This window comes from Pseudoxanthomonas putridarboris, from assembly GCF_038321125.1.
Taxonomy (GTDB): domain Bacteria; phylum Pseudomonadota; class Gammaproteobacteria; order Xanthomonadales; family Xanthomonadaceae; genus Pseudoxanthomonas_A; species Pseudoxanthomonas_A putridarboris.
The window spans coordinates 19,973-34,988 of record NZ_JBBWWT010000012.1 but is presented as its reverse complement, the minus strand read 5'-3'; the positions used below and the strand labels follow the sequence as shown (position 1 = coordinate 34,988).

General features: G+C 68.0%; 14 protein-coding genes and 1 tRNA gene. 7 read left to right on the top strand and 8 right to left on the bottom strand.

The window, feature by feature from the left end:
• Positions 1-106 precede the first annotated feature (106 nt).
• The 3 genes from trmB to thiS all read right to left on the bottom strand — a co-directional run bounded on the left by trmB (position 107) and on the right by thiS (position 2,007).
• On the bottom strand, positions 107-922 hold the full coding sequence (gene trmB, locus AAD027_RS17395; protein ID WP_341727299.1) for a tRNA (guanosine(46)-N7)-methyltransferase TrmB: 816 nt from the start codon (positions 920-922) through the stop codon (positions 107-109).
• A 4-nt stretch (positions 923-926) separates the two neighbouring features.
• On the bottom strand, positions 927-1,721 hold the full coding sequence (locus tag AAD027_RS17390; RefSeq protein WP_341727298.1) for a thiazole synthase: 795 nt from the start codon (positions 1,719-1,721) through the stop codon (positions 927-929).
• 85 nt (positions 1,722-1,806) lie between these two features.
• Positions 1,807-2,007 carry a sulfur carrier protein ThiS gene (gene thiS / locus AAD027_RS17385; RefSeq protein ID WP_341727355.1) on the bottom strand — a complete coding sequence of 67 codons (201 nt, stop codon included), beginning with the start codon at positions 2,005-2,007 and terminating at the stop codon, positions 1,807-1,809.
• 297 nt (positions 2,008-2,304) lie between these two features.
• Here thiS and AAD027_RS17380 point away from each other — a divergent pair, with 297 nt between their 5' ends.
• From AAD027_RS17380 to AAD027_RS17355, 6 genes are all read left to right on the top strand, one after another.
• Positions 2,305-4,104 carry an autotransporter domain-containing protein gene (locus AAD027_RS17380; RefSeq protein WP_341727354.1) on the top strand — a complete coding sequence of 600 codons (1,800 nt, stop codon included), beginning with the start codon at positions 2,305-2,307 and terminating at the stop codon, positions 4,102-4,104.
• 79 nt (positions 4,105-4,183) lie between these two features.
• Positions 4,184-4,257, top strand: a tRNA-Gly gene (locus AAD027_RS17375).
• 95 nt (positions 4,258-4,352) lie between these two features.
• The gene (rimK, locus tag AAD027_RS17370) at positions 4,353-5,243 is read left to right on the top strand and encodes a 30S ribosomal protein S6--L-glutamate ligase (protein WP_341727297.1); all 891 of its coding nucleotides are present in this window, start codon (positions 4,353-4,355) and stop codon (positions 5,241-5,243) included.
• Positions 5,244-5,537: 294 nt separating this feature from the next.
• On the top strand, positions 5,538-6,023 hold the full coding sequence (locus tag AAD027_RS17365) for a hypothetical protein (RefSeq protein ID WP_341727296.1): 486 nt from the start codon (positions 5,538-5,540) through the stop codon (positions 6,021-6,023).
• Between the two features lie 14 nt (positions 6,024-6,037).
• Positions 6,038-6,721 (top strand): response regulator transcription factor, encoded by a 684-nt coding sequence (locus tag AAD027_RS17360; RefSeq protein ID WP_341727295.1) that lies wholly within the window; start codon positions 6,038-6,040, stop codon positions 6,719-6,721.
• Positions 6,708-8,066 (top strand): sensor histidine kinase, encoded by a 1,359-nt coding sequence (locus tag AAD027_RS17355; protein ID WP_341727294.1) that lies wholly within the window; start codon positions 6,708-6,710, stop codon positions 8,064-8,066. Before AAD027_RS17360 ends, AAD027_RS17355 begins: the two co-directional genes overlap by 14 nt.
• A 17-nt stretch (positions 8,067-8,083) precedes the next feature.
• On the opposite strand, the gene AAD027_RS17350 is transcribed toward AAD027_RS17355, so the two are convergent.
• Entirely contained in the window at positions 8,084-8,674 is a 591-nt protein-coding gene (locus tag AAD027_RS17350; protein ID WP_341727293.1) for a hypothetical protein, read from the bottom strand.
• Between the two features lie 270 nt (positions 8,675-8,944).
• A complete protein-coding gene (gene metF / locus AAD027_RS17345; RefSeq protein ID WP_341727292.1) occupies positions 8,945-9,772 on the bottom strand; it encodes a methylenetetrahydrofolate reductase [NAD(P)H] in 828 nt (275 codons plus the stop codon).
• Positions 9,773-9,920: 148 nt separating this feature from the next.
• On the opposite strand from metF, the gene AAD027_RS17340 reads away from it, so the two are divergent.
• Positions 9,921-10,478, top strand: a complete 558-nt coding sequence (locus AAD027_RS17340) for a DUF3228 family protein (RefSeq protein WP_341727291.1) — start codon at positions 9,921-9,923, stop codon at positions 10,476-10,478.
• A gap of 178 nt (positions 10,479-10,656) precedes the next feature.
• Here AAD027_RS17340 and AAD027_RS17335 read toward each other — a convergent pair whose 3' ends face one another.
• The 3 genes from AAD027_RS17335 to AAD027_RS17325 are packed head-to-tail and all read right to left on the bottom strand — an operon-like array spanning position 10,657 to position 14,947.
• Entirely contained in the window at positions 10,657-11,151 is a 495-nt protein-coding gene (locus AAD027_RS17335; RefSeq protein ID WP_425605488.1) for a gluconokinase, read from the bottom strand.
• Between the two features lie 26 nt (positions 11,152-11,177).
• Positions 11,178-13,550, bottom strand: a complete 2,373-nt coding sequence (locus tag AAD027_RS17330; RefSeq protein ID WP_341727289.1) for a GH36-type glycosyl hydrolase domain-containing protein — start codon at positions 13,548-13,550, stop codon at positions 11,178-11,180.
• The gene (locus AAD027_RS17325) at positions 13,547-14,947 is read right to left on the bottom strand and encodes an MFS transporter (protein WP_341727288.1); all 1,401 of its coding nucleotides are present in this window, start codon (positions 14,945-14,947) and stop codon (positions 13,547-13,549) included. Before AAD027_RS17325 ends, AAD027_RS17330 begins: the two co-directional genes overlap by 4 nt.
• Positions 14,948-15,016: the final 69 nt, after the last annotated feature.

Sequence of the window (15,016 nt, the reverse complement as noted above, 5' to 3'; positions counted from 1 at the left end):
TCAGGGGGTCATGCTTGGAGCCCCCTCCCTCGCTTGCGGGGGAGAGTTGGGGTGGGGGCAGGCCGGAGCCGCGTGATTTGATTGCCATGTCGAGTCGAGTGTAGCTTCACTCGGGATTTTCCGAAGCGGGCGTAACCACGTGCGCCGGCTCGCCCCCATCCCGGCCTTCCCCCGCGGGCGAGGGAAGGGGAACCCGGTCGTACAGAAGATCCCACACGCCGTGGCCCAGCTTCTGGCCGCGGGTCTCGAAATGCGTCTGCGGCCGCCAGTCGGGGCGCGGCACGCTGCCGCGCGGACCGGTGCGGTTGCGCAGGCCGGGCGTGGCGTCCAGCACGTCCCACATGTGTTCGGCATAGTCCTGCCAGTCGGTCGCCGCGTGCAAGCGGCCGCCGCTGCGCAGCTTGCGCACCAGCAGCGCGGCGAACTCCGGCTGGACCAGCCGGCGCTTGTTGTGGCGCTTCTTGTGCCAGGGGTCGGGGAAATAGATGCGCACCTCATCCAGTGCGCCGTCGGCGACCTCGTGTTGCAGGACTTCCACCGCGTCGTGATGGTAGACGCGCACGTGGTCGCTGCCGTCCTCGGCCAGCGCGTTCAGCAGGCGGCCGACGCCGGGGGCATGCACTTCCAGGCCGATGTAGTCGCGGTCCGGATCGTTCGCGGCGGCGAAGCGCAGCGCATCGCCATTGCCGAACCCGATTTCCAGCACGCGCGGCGCATGGCGGCCGAACACGGCATCGAAGTCGCGCGGCTGGCCCGCGTAGTCCAGCCCGAACCGCGGCCATTGGGTGTCGAAGGCGCGCTGCTGCGCCTCGGTGAAGCGGCCCTGGCGCAGCACGAAGCTGCGCACTTCGCGCCGGCCCTCGGTGACCGTGAACGGCTTGGGCGGGGTCTTGGCGCCGGGACTGGAGAACGGATCGGTCATCGAATCAACCGATGAGTCCGTCGATGGGGCTGGAGGCCGAGGCGTTGCGCTTGCGCGGGATGCGCCCGGCCAGGAAGGCCTCGCGGCCGGCTTCCACGGCCTTCTTCATCGCGCTGGCCATCAGGATGGGGTGTTTCGCGCCGGCGATGGCGGTGTTCATCAGCACGCCGTCGCAGCCCAGTTCCATCGCGATGGCGGCATCGGACGCGGTGCCCACGCCGGCGTCGACCAGCACCGGCACCTTGGCGTTCTCGATGATTTCCAGCAGGTTGTACTTGTTCTGCACGCCCAGGCCCGAGCCGATCGGCGCGGCCAGCGGCATCACCGCCACGCAGCCGATTTCCTCCAGCCTGCGGGCCAGGATGGGGTCGTCGCTGGTGTAGACCATCACCTGGAAGCCGTCGGCGACCAGCTTCTCGGCGGCGGCCAGGGTCTGCACCACGTCCGGGTAGAGCGTCTTCTGGTCGCCCAGCACTTCCAGCTTGACCAGCGTGTGGCCGTCCAGCAGCTCGCGCGCGAGCCGGCAGGTGCGCACGGCGTCGTCGGCGGTGTAGCAGCCGGCGGTATTGGGCAGGATGGTGTACTTGTCCGGCGGCAGCACGTCGAGCAGGTTGGGCTCGTTGGGCGACTGGCCCAGGTTGGTGCGGCGGATGGCGACGGTGACGATCTCGGCGCCCGCGGCCTCGGTGGCCAGGCGGGTTTCCTCGAAATCCTTGAACTTGCCGGTGCCGGTCAACAGGCGGGAACGGTAGGTCTTGCCCGCGATCACCAGCGGGTCGGTCGGGGTAGGTGTGGACATCCGGCGATTATCGCCGATGTCGGGGGAAGGCGGGGTTGTTGGCCGCGGGTCCATCCATCCGGGAACCGACAACCGGGCACCCGCTTCACCCCCCGCCCAGGGCGTGCACGATCTCGACCCGGTCGCCCGGTTGCAGGGCCAGCGCCGCATGCTGGCTGCGGGGAACGATTTCGCCATTCACTTCCACGGCGACACGGCGTTCGGCCAGGCCCTCGTGCTGCAACAGGGTGGCGATGGTGCTGCCGGCGGGCAGCGGACGGGTCTGCCCGTTCAACTGGATATCCATGCCGGCATTGTCGCCCAGCCGCTGCCGCATGCGTAGGGCGGGTCCTGGCGCTCCGGGTCCTTCCCATCCAAGGATTCCCTCGATGGGCGCCTGCGATGGTTGGGTTCGTTCCACGGCGAGCCTGTGCCCACCCGCACCCGATGCCCCGCATGCCGCAATGCAGCGTGTACGGCGGCCGGCTTGGTGGAAGGATGCGCGCCATGCGCAGCCGTACGGCAGAGATGGCGCGCAGGCCTTCCACTTCAACTTGCCCCGGGAGATTGCATGAACCGATCCACCTCGCCCGTCCGTTCGCTGCTGACCGCCGCACTGGCGCTGGCGGCGACCCCTGTGTTCGCGCAGGGCAGCCCGTATTCGCAGACCGTGTTCTTCGGCGACAGCCTGACCGACTCGGGCCACTTCCGCCCGGCCCTGATCCAGGCGGTGGGGCCGAGCGGCGCCCTGCTGGGCCGCTTCACCACCAATCCCGGGCTGGTCTGGTCGGAGTATCTGGCGGAGTTCTATGGCACCGGCGCGGTGAGCGCCAATCAGGGCGGCACCAACTTCGCGGTCGGCGGTGCGCTGGTGGGCACCAACAGCAGCGGCGCGCTGGGCCCGATCCCGTCGCTGGCCACGCAGGTCAACGGCTATCTGACGGCGAACGGCGGCCGTGCCGATCCGAATGCGCTGTATACGGTGTGGGGCGGCGCGAACGACCTGTTCTCGGTCGTGGCCGGCGCGCCGGCCGAGGCCACCATCGGCGGCGCGGTGACGGCGCAGGTGGGCATCGTGGGGGCGCTGCAGAACGCGGGTGCGCGTTACATCCTGGTGCCGACGGTGCCGGACCTGGGGGTGACGCCCTCGTTCCGCGCGCAGGGCCCGGTGGCTTCGGCCACGGGCACGCAGTTGGCCACGGCCTACAACGACGCGCTGTTCGGTGCGCTCAATGGCGCCGGACTGCGGGTCATTCCGCTGGATACCTTCACGCTGCTGCAGGAGATCGTGGCCAGCCCGGCGGAGTACGGGTTCGGCAACGTCACCGGCACCGCCTGCCAGCCGCAGATCACCGCGCAGTCGGTCACCTGCAACCCCGGCACCTACGTCACCCCGAACGCGGCGGACACCTACGCGTTCGCCGACGGCGTGCACCCCTCGTCGAAGGCGCACGGCATCCTGTCGCAGTACGCGGTGTCGATGCTGGAGGGCCCGCGCCAGATCGCGCTGCTGCCGTACACCGCCTCGGTGCATGGCCGGGCCCGCGCCGACCGGGTGGCGACGCACGTGGCCGGCAAGCCCGAGGCCGACGGCATGCGCTGGTGGGGCGACGTGCGCGGCGATTTCCTGCGCTACGACCACGGCGACCTGTACGACGGCGCGGGCCCGACGGGCACCTTCGGCGTGGACTGGTCGCGCGGTTCATGGGTCTACGGCGGCTTTGCCGGCTATGGCCGCGCCAAGTACGACTTCGGCCGGCGCGGCGGCAGCTTCGACGAATCCGACGCCACGCTGGGCGGTTTCGCCGGCTGGTACGGCGACCGCCTGTGGGCCAACGCGCAGGTCAGCTACAGCTGGATATCCTACGACGTGGACCGTGAAGTGGTGCTGGGCGACGTGGTCCGCCGGCACAGTGGTTCGCCGGACGGCACCAACCTGAGCATCGGCGTCAGCGCCGGCTTCGAGTTCGGCGAAGGCGCCTTCCGCCACGGCCCGGTGGTCAGCCTGCTGTCGCAGACCATCGAGATGGACGGTTACAGCGAAGGCAACGTCAGCTCCACCGCGCTGGCCTATCCGGACCAGGATTTCGATTCGCTGATCGGCAGCGCCGGCTGGCAGGTGAGCTATGCCATCCATGATCATCTCAAGCCCTATGCCCGCCTGACCTACGACCGCGAGTTCGAGGACCCGGCGGCGGAAGTGTTCGCGCAGGCGCGGTCGCTGCCGGGGACCGCGCCTTACGCCGTCCCGGGCCTGAACACGGATGATCGGTACGGCACGCTGTTGCTCGGCGCGCGCACCCGTGTGTTCGGGCTGGACGCGGACCTGGGCGTGAACACCACCGTCAACCAGGCCGGCGGCACCAACACCACCGCCTTCATGACCCTCAGCGGCCACTTCTGATCCGGCCCGGCAGGCGGCGCCGCACCCCGGCGCCGCATTGCCTTGCCGGCCCCGCCCGGCATAGACTCCCTGCTCCCGCGCGGGTGTAGCTCAATGGTAGAGCTGTAGCTTCCCAAGCTACTGACGAGGGTTCGATTCCCTTCACCCGCTCCACTCCCGCCTGCTTCCCTTCCGACGAGCGACCGCCTGTCACGGCGGGTTCGCGCGGTCGTGTCATGCTGTAGCCGGCTCCACTTTCCGCCCGTCCGATGAAGCTGGCCATCCTGTCGCGCAACAGCAAGCTGTACTCGACCCGGCGACTGATCGAGGCCGCGCGCCAGTGCGGGCATACGGTGCGCGTACTTGATCCGCTGCGCTGCTACATGCGCATCGCGTCCAACGGATTCCAGTTGCACTACAAGGGGCGGCCCATCGCCGGCTACGATGCGGTGATCCCGCGCATCGGCGCGTCGATCACCCGCTACGGCACGGCGGTGCTGCGCCAGTTCGAACTGATGGGCACGTACACGCCCAACCCCTCCGATGCCATCCTGCGCGCCCGCGACAAGTTGCGGGCGCACCAGTTGCTGGCGGCGCAGGGTATCGACCTGCCGGTGACGGTGTTCGGCGACAACCCTGACGACACCCAGGACCTGCTGTCGATGCTGGGCCCGCCGCCGCACGTGATCAAGTTGAACGAGGGCGCGCAGGGGGCCGGGGTGATGCTGACCGAAAAGCCGTCCGCTTCCCGCAGCGTGGTGGAGGCCCTGCGCGGCCTGTACGCCAGTTTCGTGGTGCAGGAGTTCATCGCCGAGGCCGACGGCGCCGACCTGCGCTGCTTCGTGGTCGGCGATGAGGTGGTCGCGTCGATGCGGCGGCAGGCGCCCGAGGGCGACTTCCGGTCCAACCTGCACCGGGGCGGCACCGCCCTGCGCGTGGACGCCACCGGACAGGAAAAAGCCGTCGCGATCCGCGCCGCCCGGGTCCTGGGACTGGGGGTAGCCGGAGTGGACCTGATCCGCTCCCAGCGCGGCCCGCTGGTGCTGGAAGTCAATTCGACCCCCGGCCTGGAAGGGATCGAGGCCGTCTGCGGCGTGGACGTGGCCGGCCGCATCGTGGCCCATCTGGCGCGCCAATCCGAACAGGCCGGTGTTCAGTAAACGAAGCGACCCAGGTCGCATTTTCACCCAGAATTAACGATGTCTTTAACAGGCGTTTAATCGATTTCCGCGTAGCCTTGTCCGGACCGCAGCTCTGCGTTCCTCCCGGTGATTCATCTGGAAAGCACAGGATTACGGTAATCGGGGCAATTCTTGGCCCAGGCGGTATCCCAGCCTGGGCCTTTTTGCATCCGCGCTGCGACCGTTTGCCGGGCTCCGGATGGACAGGCAGAATCCGCTGATAGTCACCCATCGTGGCTGTTCGCCCGTATACAACTTCAACGAGGTTTCCAAATGTACAAACTCATGCTTCTGGCCCTTCTGGCCCTAGCGCCGACCGGCGCCAGCATCGCTTCAAGCAACGATGCGTTCGCGCCAGAAAAGGGGCTGGACCTGAGCCGTTCGTTCGAGGCGCAGCGTGAGGCGATCCTCAAGGCGCTGGGCGATGGCGAGACGTACAGCGAGATCGCTGCCGAGGATCTGCAGATAGTGAAGGAGTCGCTTGACCGCATTTCCAGCCTGCTAGACGGCGCTCAGAGCGTGGGCCAATTACCCGAGGGGACTAAGGTCCGGGTATTCAACGAGCAGGAGCGGATCAACACTCTGCTGGGCCGGGCCCATGCAGACAGTCGCGTGGTCTGCAAGCGAGAGAAGCCGACCGGTTCCAACCGGCCCGCCAACACGTGTATGACCGTGGCCGAACGCCGCCGCGCCCGCGAAGGGGCCACAGACTTCATGAGGTACCAACCCAAGGCCCAGGCCAGACCCGACAGCCGATAAGAGGTTCCGTTCCAGTGCGCATCCTAGTCATCGAAGACAACAGCGACATCGCGGCCAACCTGGGCGATTACCTGGAAGAGCGTGGCCATACCGTCGACTTCGCCGCCGATGGCGTCACGGGGCTGCACCTGGCCGTGGTCCACGAGTTCGACGCCATCGTGCTGGACCTGAACCTGCCCGGCATGGATGGACTGGAGGTCTGCCGCAAGCTTCGCAACGAGGCGCGCAAGCAGACCCCCGTGCTGATGCTGACCGCGCGCGACTCGCTGGACAACAAGCTGGCAGGCTTCGATTCCGGGGCCGACGACTACCTGATCAAGCCGTTCGCGCTGCAGGAAGTCGAGGTCCGGCTGAATGCGCTCTCGCGGCGCGGCAAGGGGGTGCAGACCCGCGTGCTGGAGGTGGGCGAGCTGGAATACAACCTGGACACGCTGGAAGTGCGTCGCCAGGGCAAGCTGCTGCAGCTCAACCCGACCGCGCTGAAGATCCTGCAGGCGTTGATGGAAGCCTCGCCCGCCGTGGTGACGCGCCAGGAACTGGAAACCCGCGTCTGGGGCGAGGAACTGCCGGATTCGGACTCCCTGCGTGTGCATATCCACGGCCTTCGGGCCGTGGTCGACAAGCCGTTCGAGACCCCGTACATCCAGACCCGCCATGGCATCGGATACCGCATCGCCGCACCCGATGCCAGCAGCTGAGTCGTCCCGCTCACGTCGCACCCGCCGCTTCCGCCGGCGGTTGCGCACCCGCATCATTCTGTCGTTCGTGCTGTTGGGAATGTTCCTGTCCGCGTTCATCGCGGCGGCGACGTTCTATGTGCAGAACCGCGTCGAGAACCGGGTGATATCCGATACGCTGGTCAAGAACAACGATCTGTACGCGGAAGGCTTCTATCGCGATCCGAACGCGGTGGGCGTCGCCTTCGAGAAAATACAGGGCCGCATGTTCAGCGTGGACAGGCTGGACCGCGTGCCCGGAGAGTGGAAGAACCTGGACAATGGCGTGCACGAGCTCAGCGCGCCCGACACCGGCGACGACGACCGGATCTACAAGCTGGCCGTCCGCAAGGATCCGCAGTACTGGTTCTTCCTGGCGTACGACATCGCGGAAGAACGGGAAAGCCAGAATCGGTTGAAGACCGCGCTGGTGGTGCTGGTGGTGCTGCTGAGCGGACTTTCCCTGTTCGTCGGCTGGTGGTCGGCCTCGCGCGTGATGAGTCCGGTATCCGAACTGGCCTCCCGCCTCCGCGCCTATCGAGGCAGCAGCAACCCACGTCCACTCGCACCGCATTTTCCCGAAGACGAAGTCGGCGAGCTGGCCAAGGCGCTTGACGACTATTCCGAACGCCTGACCGAAGTGGTGCAGCGCGACCGCGAGTTCAACGCCGACGTCAGCCATGAACTGCGCACGCCGCTGGCGATCATCCGGGGTTCGGTGGAATTGATGCTGTCGCGTCCGGACATGGACGAGAAGACGCGCACGCGCATCCAGCGCATCCAGCGCGCCGAACAGCAGTGCACGGATCTGATCAGCGCGTTGCTGCTGCTGTCGCGCAACGAGCGCGGCCATGGCAATACCGATGTCGCGCGCGTCGCCGACCAGTTGCTGGACGCGCATCGCGCCACGCTGGGCGGCAAGCCCCTGACCCTGCGCATGGAGGGCGAGGGCGGGGTGACGGTCGATTCGCCCGAAGCCGCGCTTTCCGTGGCGCTGGGCAACCTGATCGGCAATGCGGTCAAGTACACCAAGGAAGGCGAGGTGGTGGTGCGGTTGCTGCCGGATGCCGTGGAAGTCATCGACTCCGGGCCCGGTCTGAGCAAGGAAGATGCCGCGCGGCTGTTCGAGCGCGGCTACCGCGGCACCCATGCCGGCCATTCGCACGGCGGCGGCATCGGCCTGTCCATCGTCAGCCGCCTGTGCGCGCTGTACGACTGGCAGGTCAACGTGCGGCCGGGCGAACCGAAGGGCGTCGTCGCGACGTTGCGTTTCTCCCCGGCCCGCGACGATGCTGCGGATACGCAGGACGGTACTGTTTCCGCGTGAATCGCGCCGGAGTGCCGCTACAGCGTGATCCAGAAACAGTTGTAGGCGCGGCGTAGTCCCAGCGTGGTGTTCGAGGGCGTGGCGCTGTTCTTCAATGTCTGGATGATGCGCAAGCCGACGGGCCGCTGTTGCGGCACGTATTGGGGGTAGTAGCCGTCGGCGTTGAGATCGACGACGTTGCCGGCCTCGTCCAGGATCGGCGGTGGCTCCGGGCGGATCGGCACGATGTCCACCAAGGGGCGCTGCACGATGGCCTCCATCCGGTCCAGGATGCGGTTGGCCGTGGCGTCCGAGGCGCCCGACCACAGGTAAACGCCGGCCAGCCGGTTGACGTCCTTGGCATCGATGGCGGCGGTGATCTGGTGGACAAGGTCGCTGAGCGTGCGGGAGCATCCGCCGCGATAGAGCGGACCGGCGGTGGCGACGCCGGCAGACGTGGCGTTGGGCAGTCGATCGACCGCGCCGATGTCCTCGCAACGCTTGTCGGTGTAGACCGTATCGCCGGACAAGGTGGTGCAGCGCTGCACGCCCTGCGCGCGGGCCGGCGAAGACCATGCCAGTGCGCCGCCCAAGGCCAGCAAGACGATGAGAACAAGTACGCTGCGCATCCCGTCAGACTAACCGCGCCGGCCCGGGAAAGTCATCGGCCTGTTCCTGGATGTGTGCTGGCCGTTCAGTCGTGCATTCCGCGGGAGTCGTGCCGGCATGACCGCACGGGTCGGTCGCGACCGCACTCGGTATTCACCACGGATTGCGCGGACGGACACGGATAAAGCCTGCAATGCCTTGTCCGTGCCCATCCGCGTCGATCCGTGGCCCAGGTTTGTCCGATTTCCAAGGTCGCGACCGACGCCGCTCCCACAGCGAGTGGTTCGTGTTTACTGGCCGAGGCGGGAAAGCACCGCCTGCGTCGGTTTGGCCAGGTTGAGGGTGTAGAAGTGCAGGGCGGGCGCGCCGCCGGCGATCAGGCGCTCGCACAGGCCGGCGACCACGTCGGCGCCGAAGTCGCGCACGGCCTCGACGTCATCCCCGAAGGCCTGCATCCGCTTGCCGATCCAGCGCGGGATCTCCGCGCCGCAGGCTTCGGAGAAACGCCGCAGTTGGGTGAAGTTGGAGATCGGCATGATGCCGGGCACGATCGGTATCTCCACGCCCAGCCTGCGCACCGCATCGACGAAGTGGAAGTAGGCGTCGGGGTTGTAGAAGTACTGGGTGATCGCGCCGTCCGCGCCGGCATCCACCTTGGCCTTGAAGTGCTTCAGGTCGGCCAGCGCATCCTCGGCCTGGGGATGCGTTTCCGGATAGCAGCCGACTTCGATGTGGAACGCGTCGCCGTGTTCGGCGCGGATGAACTCGATCAGCTCCGACGCATAGCGCAGGTCGCCGGGATGGCCCATGCCCGAGGGCAGGTCGCCGCGCAGCGCGACGATGCGCTTGCAGCCCAGTGCGCGGTACAGGCGCAGCAGTTCGCGGATCTCTTCGCGGCTGCCGCCCACGCAGGACAGGTGCGGCGCGGCATCGAAGCCGTGATGCTGGTGCAGGTGGCGGACGGTTTCCGAGGTATAGCTGAGCGTCGAGCCGCCCGCGCCGAACGTGCACGACACGTATTCCGGCGCGTGCGCCTTGAGCTTGTCCGCGGTGCGGTCCAGCTGCGTGCGTTGTTCGTCGGTCTTGGGCGGGTAGAACTCGAAGCTGAGGGTAGGCATGAGGCCGGGCCGGTCTGGTCTGGATTGCCGGGAATTATATCTTTTCATCGCGATGAATGTGATCCTTTTCGCGCCGCGGAATGCCGACTTCCGCCGCATGCGGGTTACCCTGCACGGCCTTCCCTTGCCGCCCACCTTGAACCGCCGCATGACCATCGTCCTGACCCCGTTCGCCCGTACCCGCCTGTTCCCGAGCGACAAGCGCCGCAACGCCATCCAGGACTGCACGCCGGAAGCATTCGAGCGCCGCCTCAACGACGAGGCGCCGCTGAAGGTGCTGGACGGCTACGCTCCTTTCTGCCGGCTGCACGTGCACCGCAACTGGACCTCGACCCGCTGCCTGACCGTGCCGATCACCGACGGCAACCGCCACTTGCTGCGTTCGGCCTACGAGGCGCGCTCGTCGCAGGAACTGCCGGTGCTGGTGCGTTGGTTCGAGGGCGTCGAGCCGCCGGTCGCGGACTACCTGGTGGTCATCCTCTACAGCCGCGAACAACTGGCGAAGGAGAACGCACCCATTACGGGCGACTGGGGCGTGGTGGGCTGCCTCTATACCGCCGCGCCGGAGGAGATCCCGATGGCGCCGATCACGATGATGCGCAACGCGCTGGGCGTGGACGAGGGTGGGTCGGGCGTGCCGTTGGACCGCGAGGCCTATCGCCGCGGCGTGGCGTTCTGGGAGCGGAACGCCAACTGGCGACCGTAGATCGGATAAAGCGGGAAGTCGTGCGCTTCGCGCACGTGCGCCTCCATCGCGACTGACGTCGCTCCCACAGGCGCCCGCTGTAGGAGGGGCTTCAGCCCCGACGCGTTTCCAAGCATTCTGGTCGCGGCTGGTTTTCAACAGCCGAATGGCTGGTCAGCCGCTCCTGCAGGGGGGGCGGTTATTCCGTCGGCCGCCGTGCTTCCAGCAGTGCCAGTGCGTGTTGGAGCTGCAACGCGGGATCTTCATCGATCGACAGTCGCATCACGTCCGCCTCGCCGGCCGGTTCCTCCAGCGCGGCGAACTGGCTGTCGAGCAGCGATGCCGGCATGTAATGGCCACTGCGTGCGCGCATGCGCGCAGCGATAACGGCCTGGTCGCCGTGCAGGAACAGGAAGCGCAACGGCAGCCCGGTCGCGCGCAGCCGGTCGCGGTGGCGCCGGCGCAGGCCGGAGAACGCCAGCGCCACGCGCTCGCCCGCACCCGCCCGGCGCTGCAACTCCGTGGCGATGCGTCGAACCCAGGGCGCGCGCATGCGGTCGGTCAACGGCTGGCCGCCGGCCATGCGCGCCTTCGCCACGACGCTGTGGAAGTCGTCGGCGTCGAGGAAGGTGGCGGGCCACGCTTCGGCCAGCGCGCGCGCCAGCGTGGTCTTGCCGCTGCCCGACACGCCCATCACCACTGCGATCCGTATCCCGCCGCTCACGTCGGCAACTCCACCCGCACGCCGTAGTGGCGCCCTGCCTCGATGCCCGTGATCGCATCGCCTTCGAGCGCCTGGCCGTCCACGACGACGCGCATCCGCGGCAATCCGGCGACGCGTTCGATCCGTACCTCGAACTCGGCGCCGCGGAAACGACGCCACGCGCGCGCCGACGGCCAGTGCGACGGCAGCTTCGGCGCGATCCGCAGCGCATCGCCGTCGCCGCGCAGGCCGAACAGTTCCTCGACCAGGCAGCGGTACAGCCATGCCGCGGTGCCGGTGTTGAACAACTGGCTCGAACGGCCCGCGGTGCGTGGATGCAGGCGGCAGGCGCCGCGGTAGTAGTTGGGCACGAACACCGGCAACTGGCCGCGCTGCAGGCAGTCGCGCGGATCGGGATCCGGCAGCATCGCGCGCAACACGCGCCAGGCGCGGTCGGCGTCGCCGACTTGGTACAGGCTGTACAGGTAGAAGGCAGCGGCATGGTTGTAGACCGCGCCGTTCTCGGCGGAGCCCGGGAACTTCTGTGTCACCCGGCCCACGTCCTCGCGCATGCCGGTGTAGGGCGGGTCGTTGAGCGCGACGCCATAAGGCGACACGAGCTGTGCGTCCACGGCGGCCAGCATGCGCGCGCGCTTCTCCGGATCGGCCGCGCCGCTGAGCATCGCCCAGCTCTGCGGATTGAGGAAGATGCGGCCTTCGTCGTCGCTTTTTACGCCGAAGGGGATGCCATCGTCGGTGATGCCGCGCCCGTACCAGTCGCCGTCCCACAGGTGCGCGTTCATGGCGGCATTGAAATCGTCGGCACCGCTGCGGAATTCCGCCGCCAGATCGGCATCGCCATGCCGTGCGCGGATATCGGCCCACAGTCCCAGTGCGTACGCGCTGGCCAGCGAAAGCCACCCGGATACACCGTGCCCGCGCCAGCCGACCATGTTCATCGGGTCGCACCAGTCGCCCTGGGCGATGTAGCTCAGGCCGCGCGTGTCGCGAGACTGCAGCAGCCAGCGCATGGCATCGTCGATGCGCGCGGCCACGCTGGCGCTGCGCCCGCTGCCGTCCACGACCACTTCGTCGAGCAGGGCATCGTCGCCGGTCTCGTCCAGGTACGTCTTCAGGCACACCGGCAGCCACACGCAGTGGTCGGTGTGCGGGATCCGGTTGATGTACTTCAGCTCGGCGCCTTCCGCCAGCAGGATGCCGTCCGGCATCGCGCCCGAGGGTTCCTGCTGCGACAGCGCATGCAGGAAGGCGCGGCGCGCCACCTCGGGACGGAGGAAGCTCATGCCCATGTGGTCCTGCAGATAATTGCGCGTCTGCGGATCGGTGGTCAGGCGGTTGGCGTCGCCGTGGTAGTAGACCTGCCGTGGCAGCCAATGGTTGGCGAACGCGTCCAGCCAGGGATCCGGCGTCTCGATGCGCAGGCATCCCGCGCCGGCGTCGAGGTAGGCCGCGGTGCCGGCGGCGGCATCGGCGAAACCAGGCGCGGACAGATATCGACCGCGCAACGCGCGGATATCGTCGTCGTCGCGCGCGGGCGCGAACAGGAAGCGATATTCCCGGATTTCATCTTCCGACAACTCCACGCGGTACTGCAGCACGGCGGTAGGCATTTCGTAGAGTGCATCACCGCCATCGAGCAACTCCTGCCCGACGATGGCCCGCGGCGCATGCAGCCCGCCCTCGCCCTCGAAGGCGGACTGGTTCGCTTCCCAGGCGTCCGGCGCGCGTTCGTACAGCAGCACGGTACGGTCCTTGAAGTCGCGGTTGCGGAAGTAATCCTCCACTTTCTGGTACGGGGTGACGCTGGCGCAGACGATGCCGCCCAGGTCGGCACGATGCTCTCCGGACTGGTTCATCCACGACATGTAGCCGACCGGGAAGTACGGATACAGGCTCAGCCGTCGTCGCCGGCCCGAACGGTTGCGCACGCGCAGCGTCCACAGTTCGGCCACGTCGTCCACGGGCAGTGAGACGCCCATCTCGACTTCGATCCCGGCGCAGCCTACTTGCCAGGCGACATCGGCGGTGCCGACCGAGAACGCGAACGTATCCGGCGCGCGCCGCACCGGCTCGTGCGGCGCGGAGAACAGCAGTCCGTCGTCCTCGTCCTTCACGTAGCAGAAGCGCCCCGGATGGTGCGCGTAATACGGCTGCTCCGGCTGCATGAAGGTCTTGGCTTCCAGCGTCGGCGCGTGCGCGTACTTGGCCGGTTCCGGCTGCATGAATTGCGCGGTGGCGAAGCCGCGGCAGTTGAGCTGCAGCAGCATCCGCCGGTTCCACAGGAAGGTCGAGGCGGCCGGCATGGCGGTGGGACTGGACAGCACGAAGCGCCGGCCCTGTTCCTCGAAGCCATAGGGCGCGCCGCTCATGCCGCGGCCTCCCGGCGCGTCCGCAGGTCGGCCTGCACCTGCGCCAGCGCGGCTCCGTCGAGCGGGTAGAACCGCATCACCCACGCGGCCAGCAGCGCCACCGCGCCCGGGATCACTGTCAGCAGCAGCACGATGCCGAGCCGGGAGGCGTCCGACTGCGCTTCGTTGGCGACATAGCCCATCGCCGCCAGCATCCACGCGATCGCCGCCGAGGCCAGCGCGCCGCCCAGCTTCTGCGAGAACGTCGCCGCGGCGAAGGTCATCGCGGTGGCGCGCCGGCCGGTCTTCCATTCGGTGTAGTCGGCGCAGTCGGCGTACATCGAGAAGGCCAATGGGGACTTCGGCCCGAGCATCAGGCCGATCAGCAGGTTGAGCGCCAGCACCGCCCAGGTCGCCTCGTCGGGCACGAAGAACATCGCGCAGCTCAGCACGCCCACGCCGGCCATCAGCCCCATCATCAGCCGCCGCTTGTCCACGTAGCGGGTCATCAGCGGCGTCAGCGCGGCGCCCACGGCCAGGGCCAGCGCGTAGGTGCCCAGGAAGAGACCGGTGAGCTCCGGCTGCCCCACGTGGTACTTCAGGTAGTACACCAGCGTGCCGCCGCGCATCACGATGGTCACCATGATGATCAGCGCCAGCGCGAACAGCACCATCCACGGCCGGTTGTGCAGCAGGTCGGCCACGTCCTGCCGGATCGCGCTCCGCTGCTGCGGAGGCGGCGCGATCCGCTCGCGCGTGGTGAGGAACACCGTGACGAAGGCCGCCATGGCGACCGCGCCATACAGCGCCAGCGTCAGTTGCCACCCCAGCGCCTCGTCGCCGCGCCCCAGCCAGCGCACCAGGTCCAGGGTGAGCCAGTTCACCACCGTGGTGCCGGCGAACGCGGCGATGAAGCGGAAGCTGATCAGTTGGGTGCGTTGCTGGCTGTCGGCCGTGATCACGCCGGAGAGCGCCGAGTACGGCGTGCTCAGCACGGTGTAGGCCAGCATCATCAGGGTGAAGGTGGCGTAGGCCCACAGCAGCTTGCCGCCATCGCCCAGGTCGGGCACGGTCCAGGTCAGCATGCCGGTCAGCGCCAGCGGCAGCGCGCCGTAGAGCAGGTAGGGACGGAAGCGTCCGAACCGGCTGTGCGTGCGATCGGCGATCGCGCCCATCAATGGGTCGGTGGCCGCGTCCACCAGCTTGGTGACCAGGATCATCGTCCCGACCGCGGCGGCGGCCAGTCCCATCACGTCGGTGTAGAAGATCAGCAGGAACGAGGAGATGTTGGCCCAGTACAGGTTGAAGCCGAAGTCGCCGACGCCGTAGCCGATCTTCTCGCGCAGGCGGAGTGTCGCGCCTGGGCCTGTCCTGCCTGCGGGATGCGCGGTCGAACCGCTCCCCTGTTCACGTCGCATGTCCACTCCCGGGATTGACGTCGTCGCACGGCAGCCACGCAAGGCGACGGCCTGCCGGAACCGAAACGG

Excerpts from the sequence above, each read along its gene's own strand:
- AAD027_RS17350 (WP_341727293.1), bottom strand. The coding sequence starts at position 8,674 with ATGCGCAGCGTACTTGTTCTCATCGTCTTGCTGGCCTTGGGCGGCGCA.
- metF (WP_341727292.1), bottom strand. The coding sequence starts at position 9,772 with ATGCCTACCCTCAGCTTCGAGTTCTACCCGCCCAAGACCGACGAACAA.
- rimK (WP_341727297.1), top strand. The coding sequence starts at position 4,353 with ATGAAGCTGGCCATCCTGTCGCGCAACAGCAAGCTGTACTCGACCCGG.
- AAD027_RS17335 (WP_425605488.1), bottom strand. The coding sequence starts at position 11,151 with ATGGGCGTGTCGGGCAGCGGCAAGACCACGCTGGCGCGCGCGCTGGCC.
- AAD027_RS17340 (WP_341727291.1), top strand. The coding sequence starts at position 9,921 with ATGACCATCGTCCTGACCCCGTTCGCCCGTACCCGCCTGTTCCCGAGC.
- AAD027_RS17330 (WP_341727289.1), bottom strand. The coding sequence starts at position 13,550 with ATGAGCGGCGCGCCCTATGGCTTCGAGGAACAGGGCCGGCGCTTCGTG.
- trmB (WP_341727299.1), bottom strand. The coding sequence starts at position 922 with ATGACCGATCCGTTCTCCAGTCCCGGCGCCAAGACCCCGCCCAAGCCG.
- AAD027_RS17355 (WP_341727294.1), top strand. The coding sequence starts at position 6,708 with ATGCCAGCAGCTGAGTCGTCCCGCTCACGTCGCACCCGCCGCTTCCGC.
- AAD027_RS17365 (WP_341727296.1), top strand. The coding sequence starts at position 5,538 with ATGTACAAACTCATGCTTCTGGCCCTTCTGGCCCTAGCGCCGACCGGC.
- thiS (WP_341727355.1), bottom strand. The coding sequence starts at position 2,007 with ATGGATATCCAGTTGAACGGGCAGACCCGTCCGCTGCCCGCCGGCAGC.
- AAD027_RS17325 (WP_341727288.1), bottom strand. The coding sequence starts at position 14,947 with ATGCGACGTGAACAGGGGAGCGGTTCGACCGCGCATCCCGCAGGCAGG.
- AAD027_RS17390 (WP_341727298.1), bottom strand. The coding sequence starts at position 1,721 with ATGTCCACACCTACCCCGACCGACCCGCTGGTGATCGCGGGCAAGACC.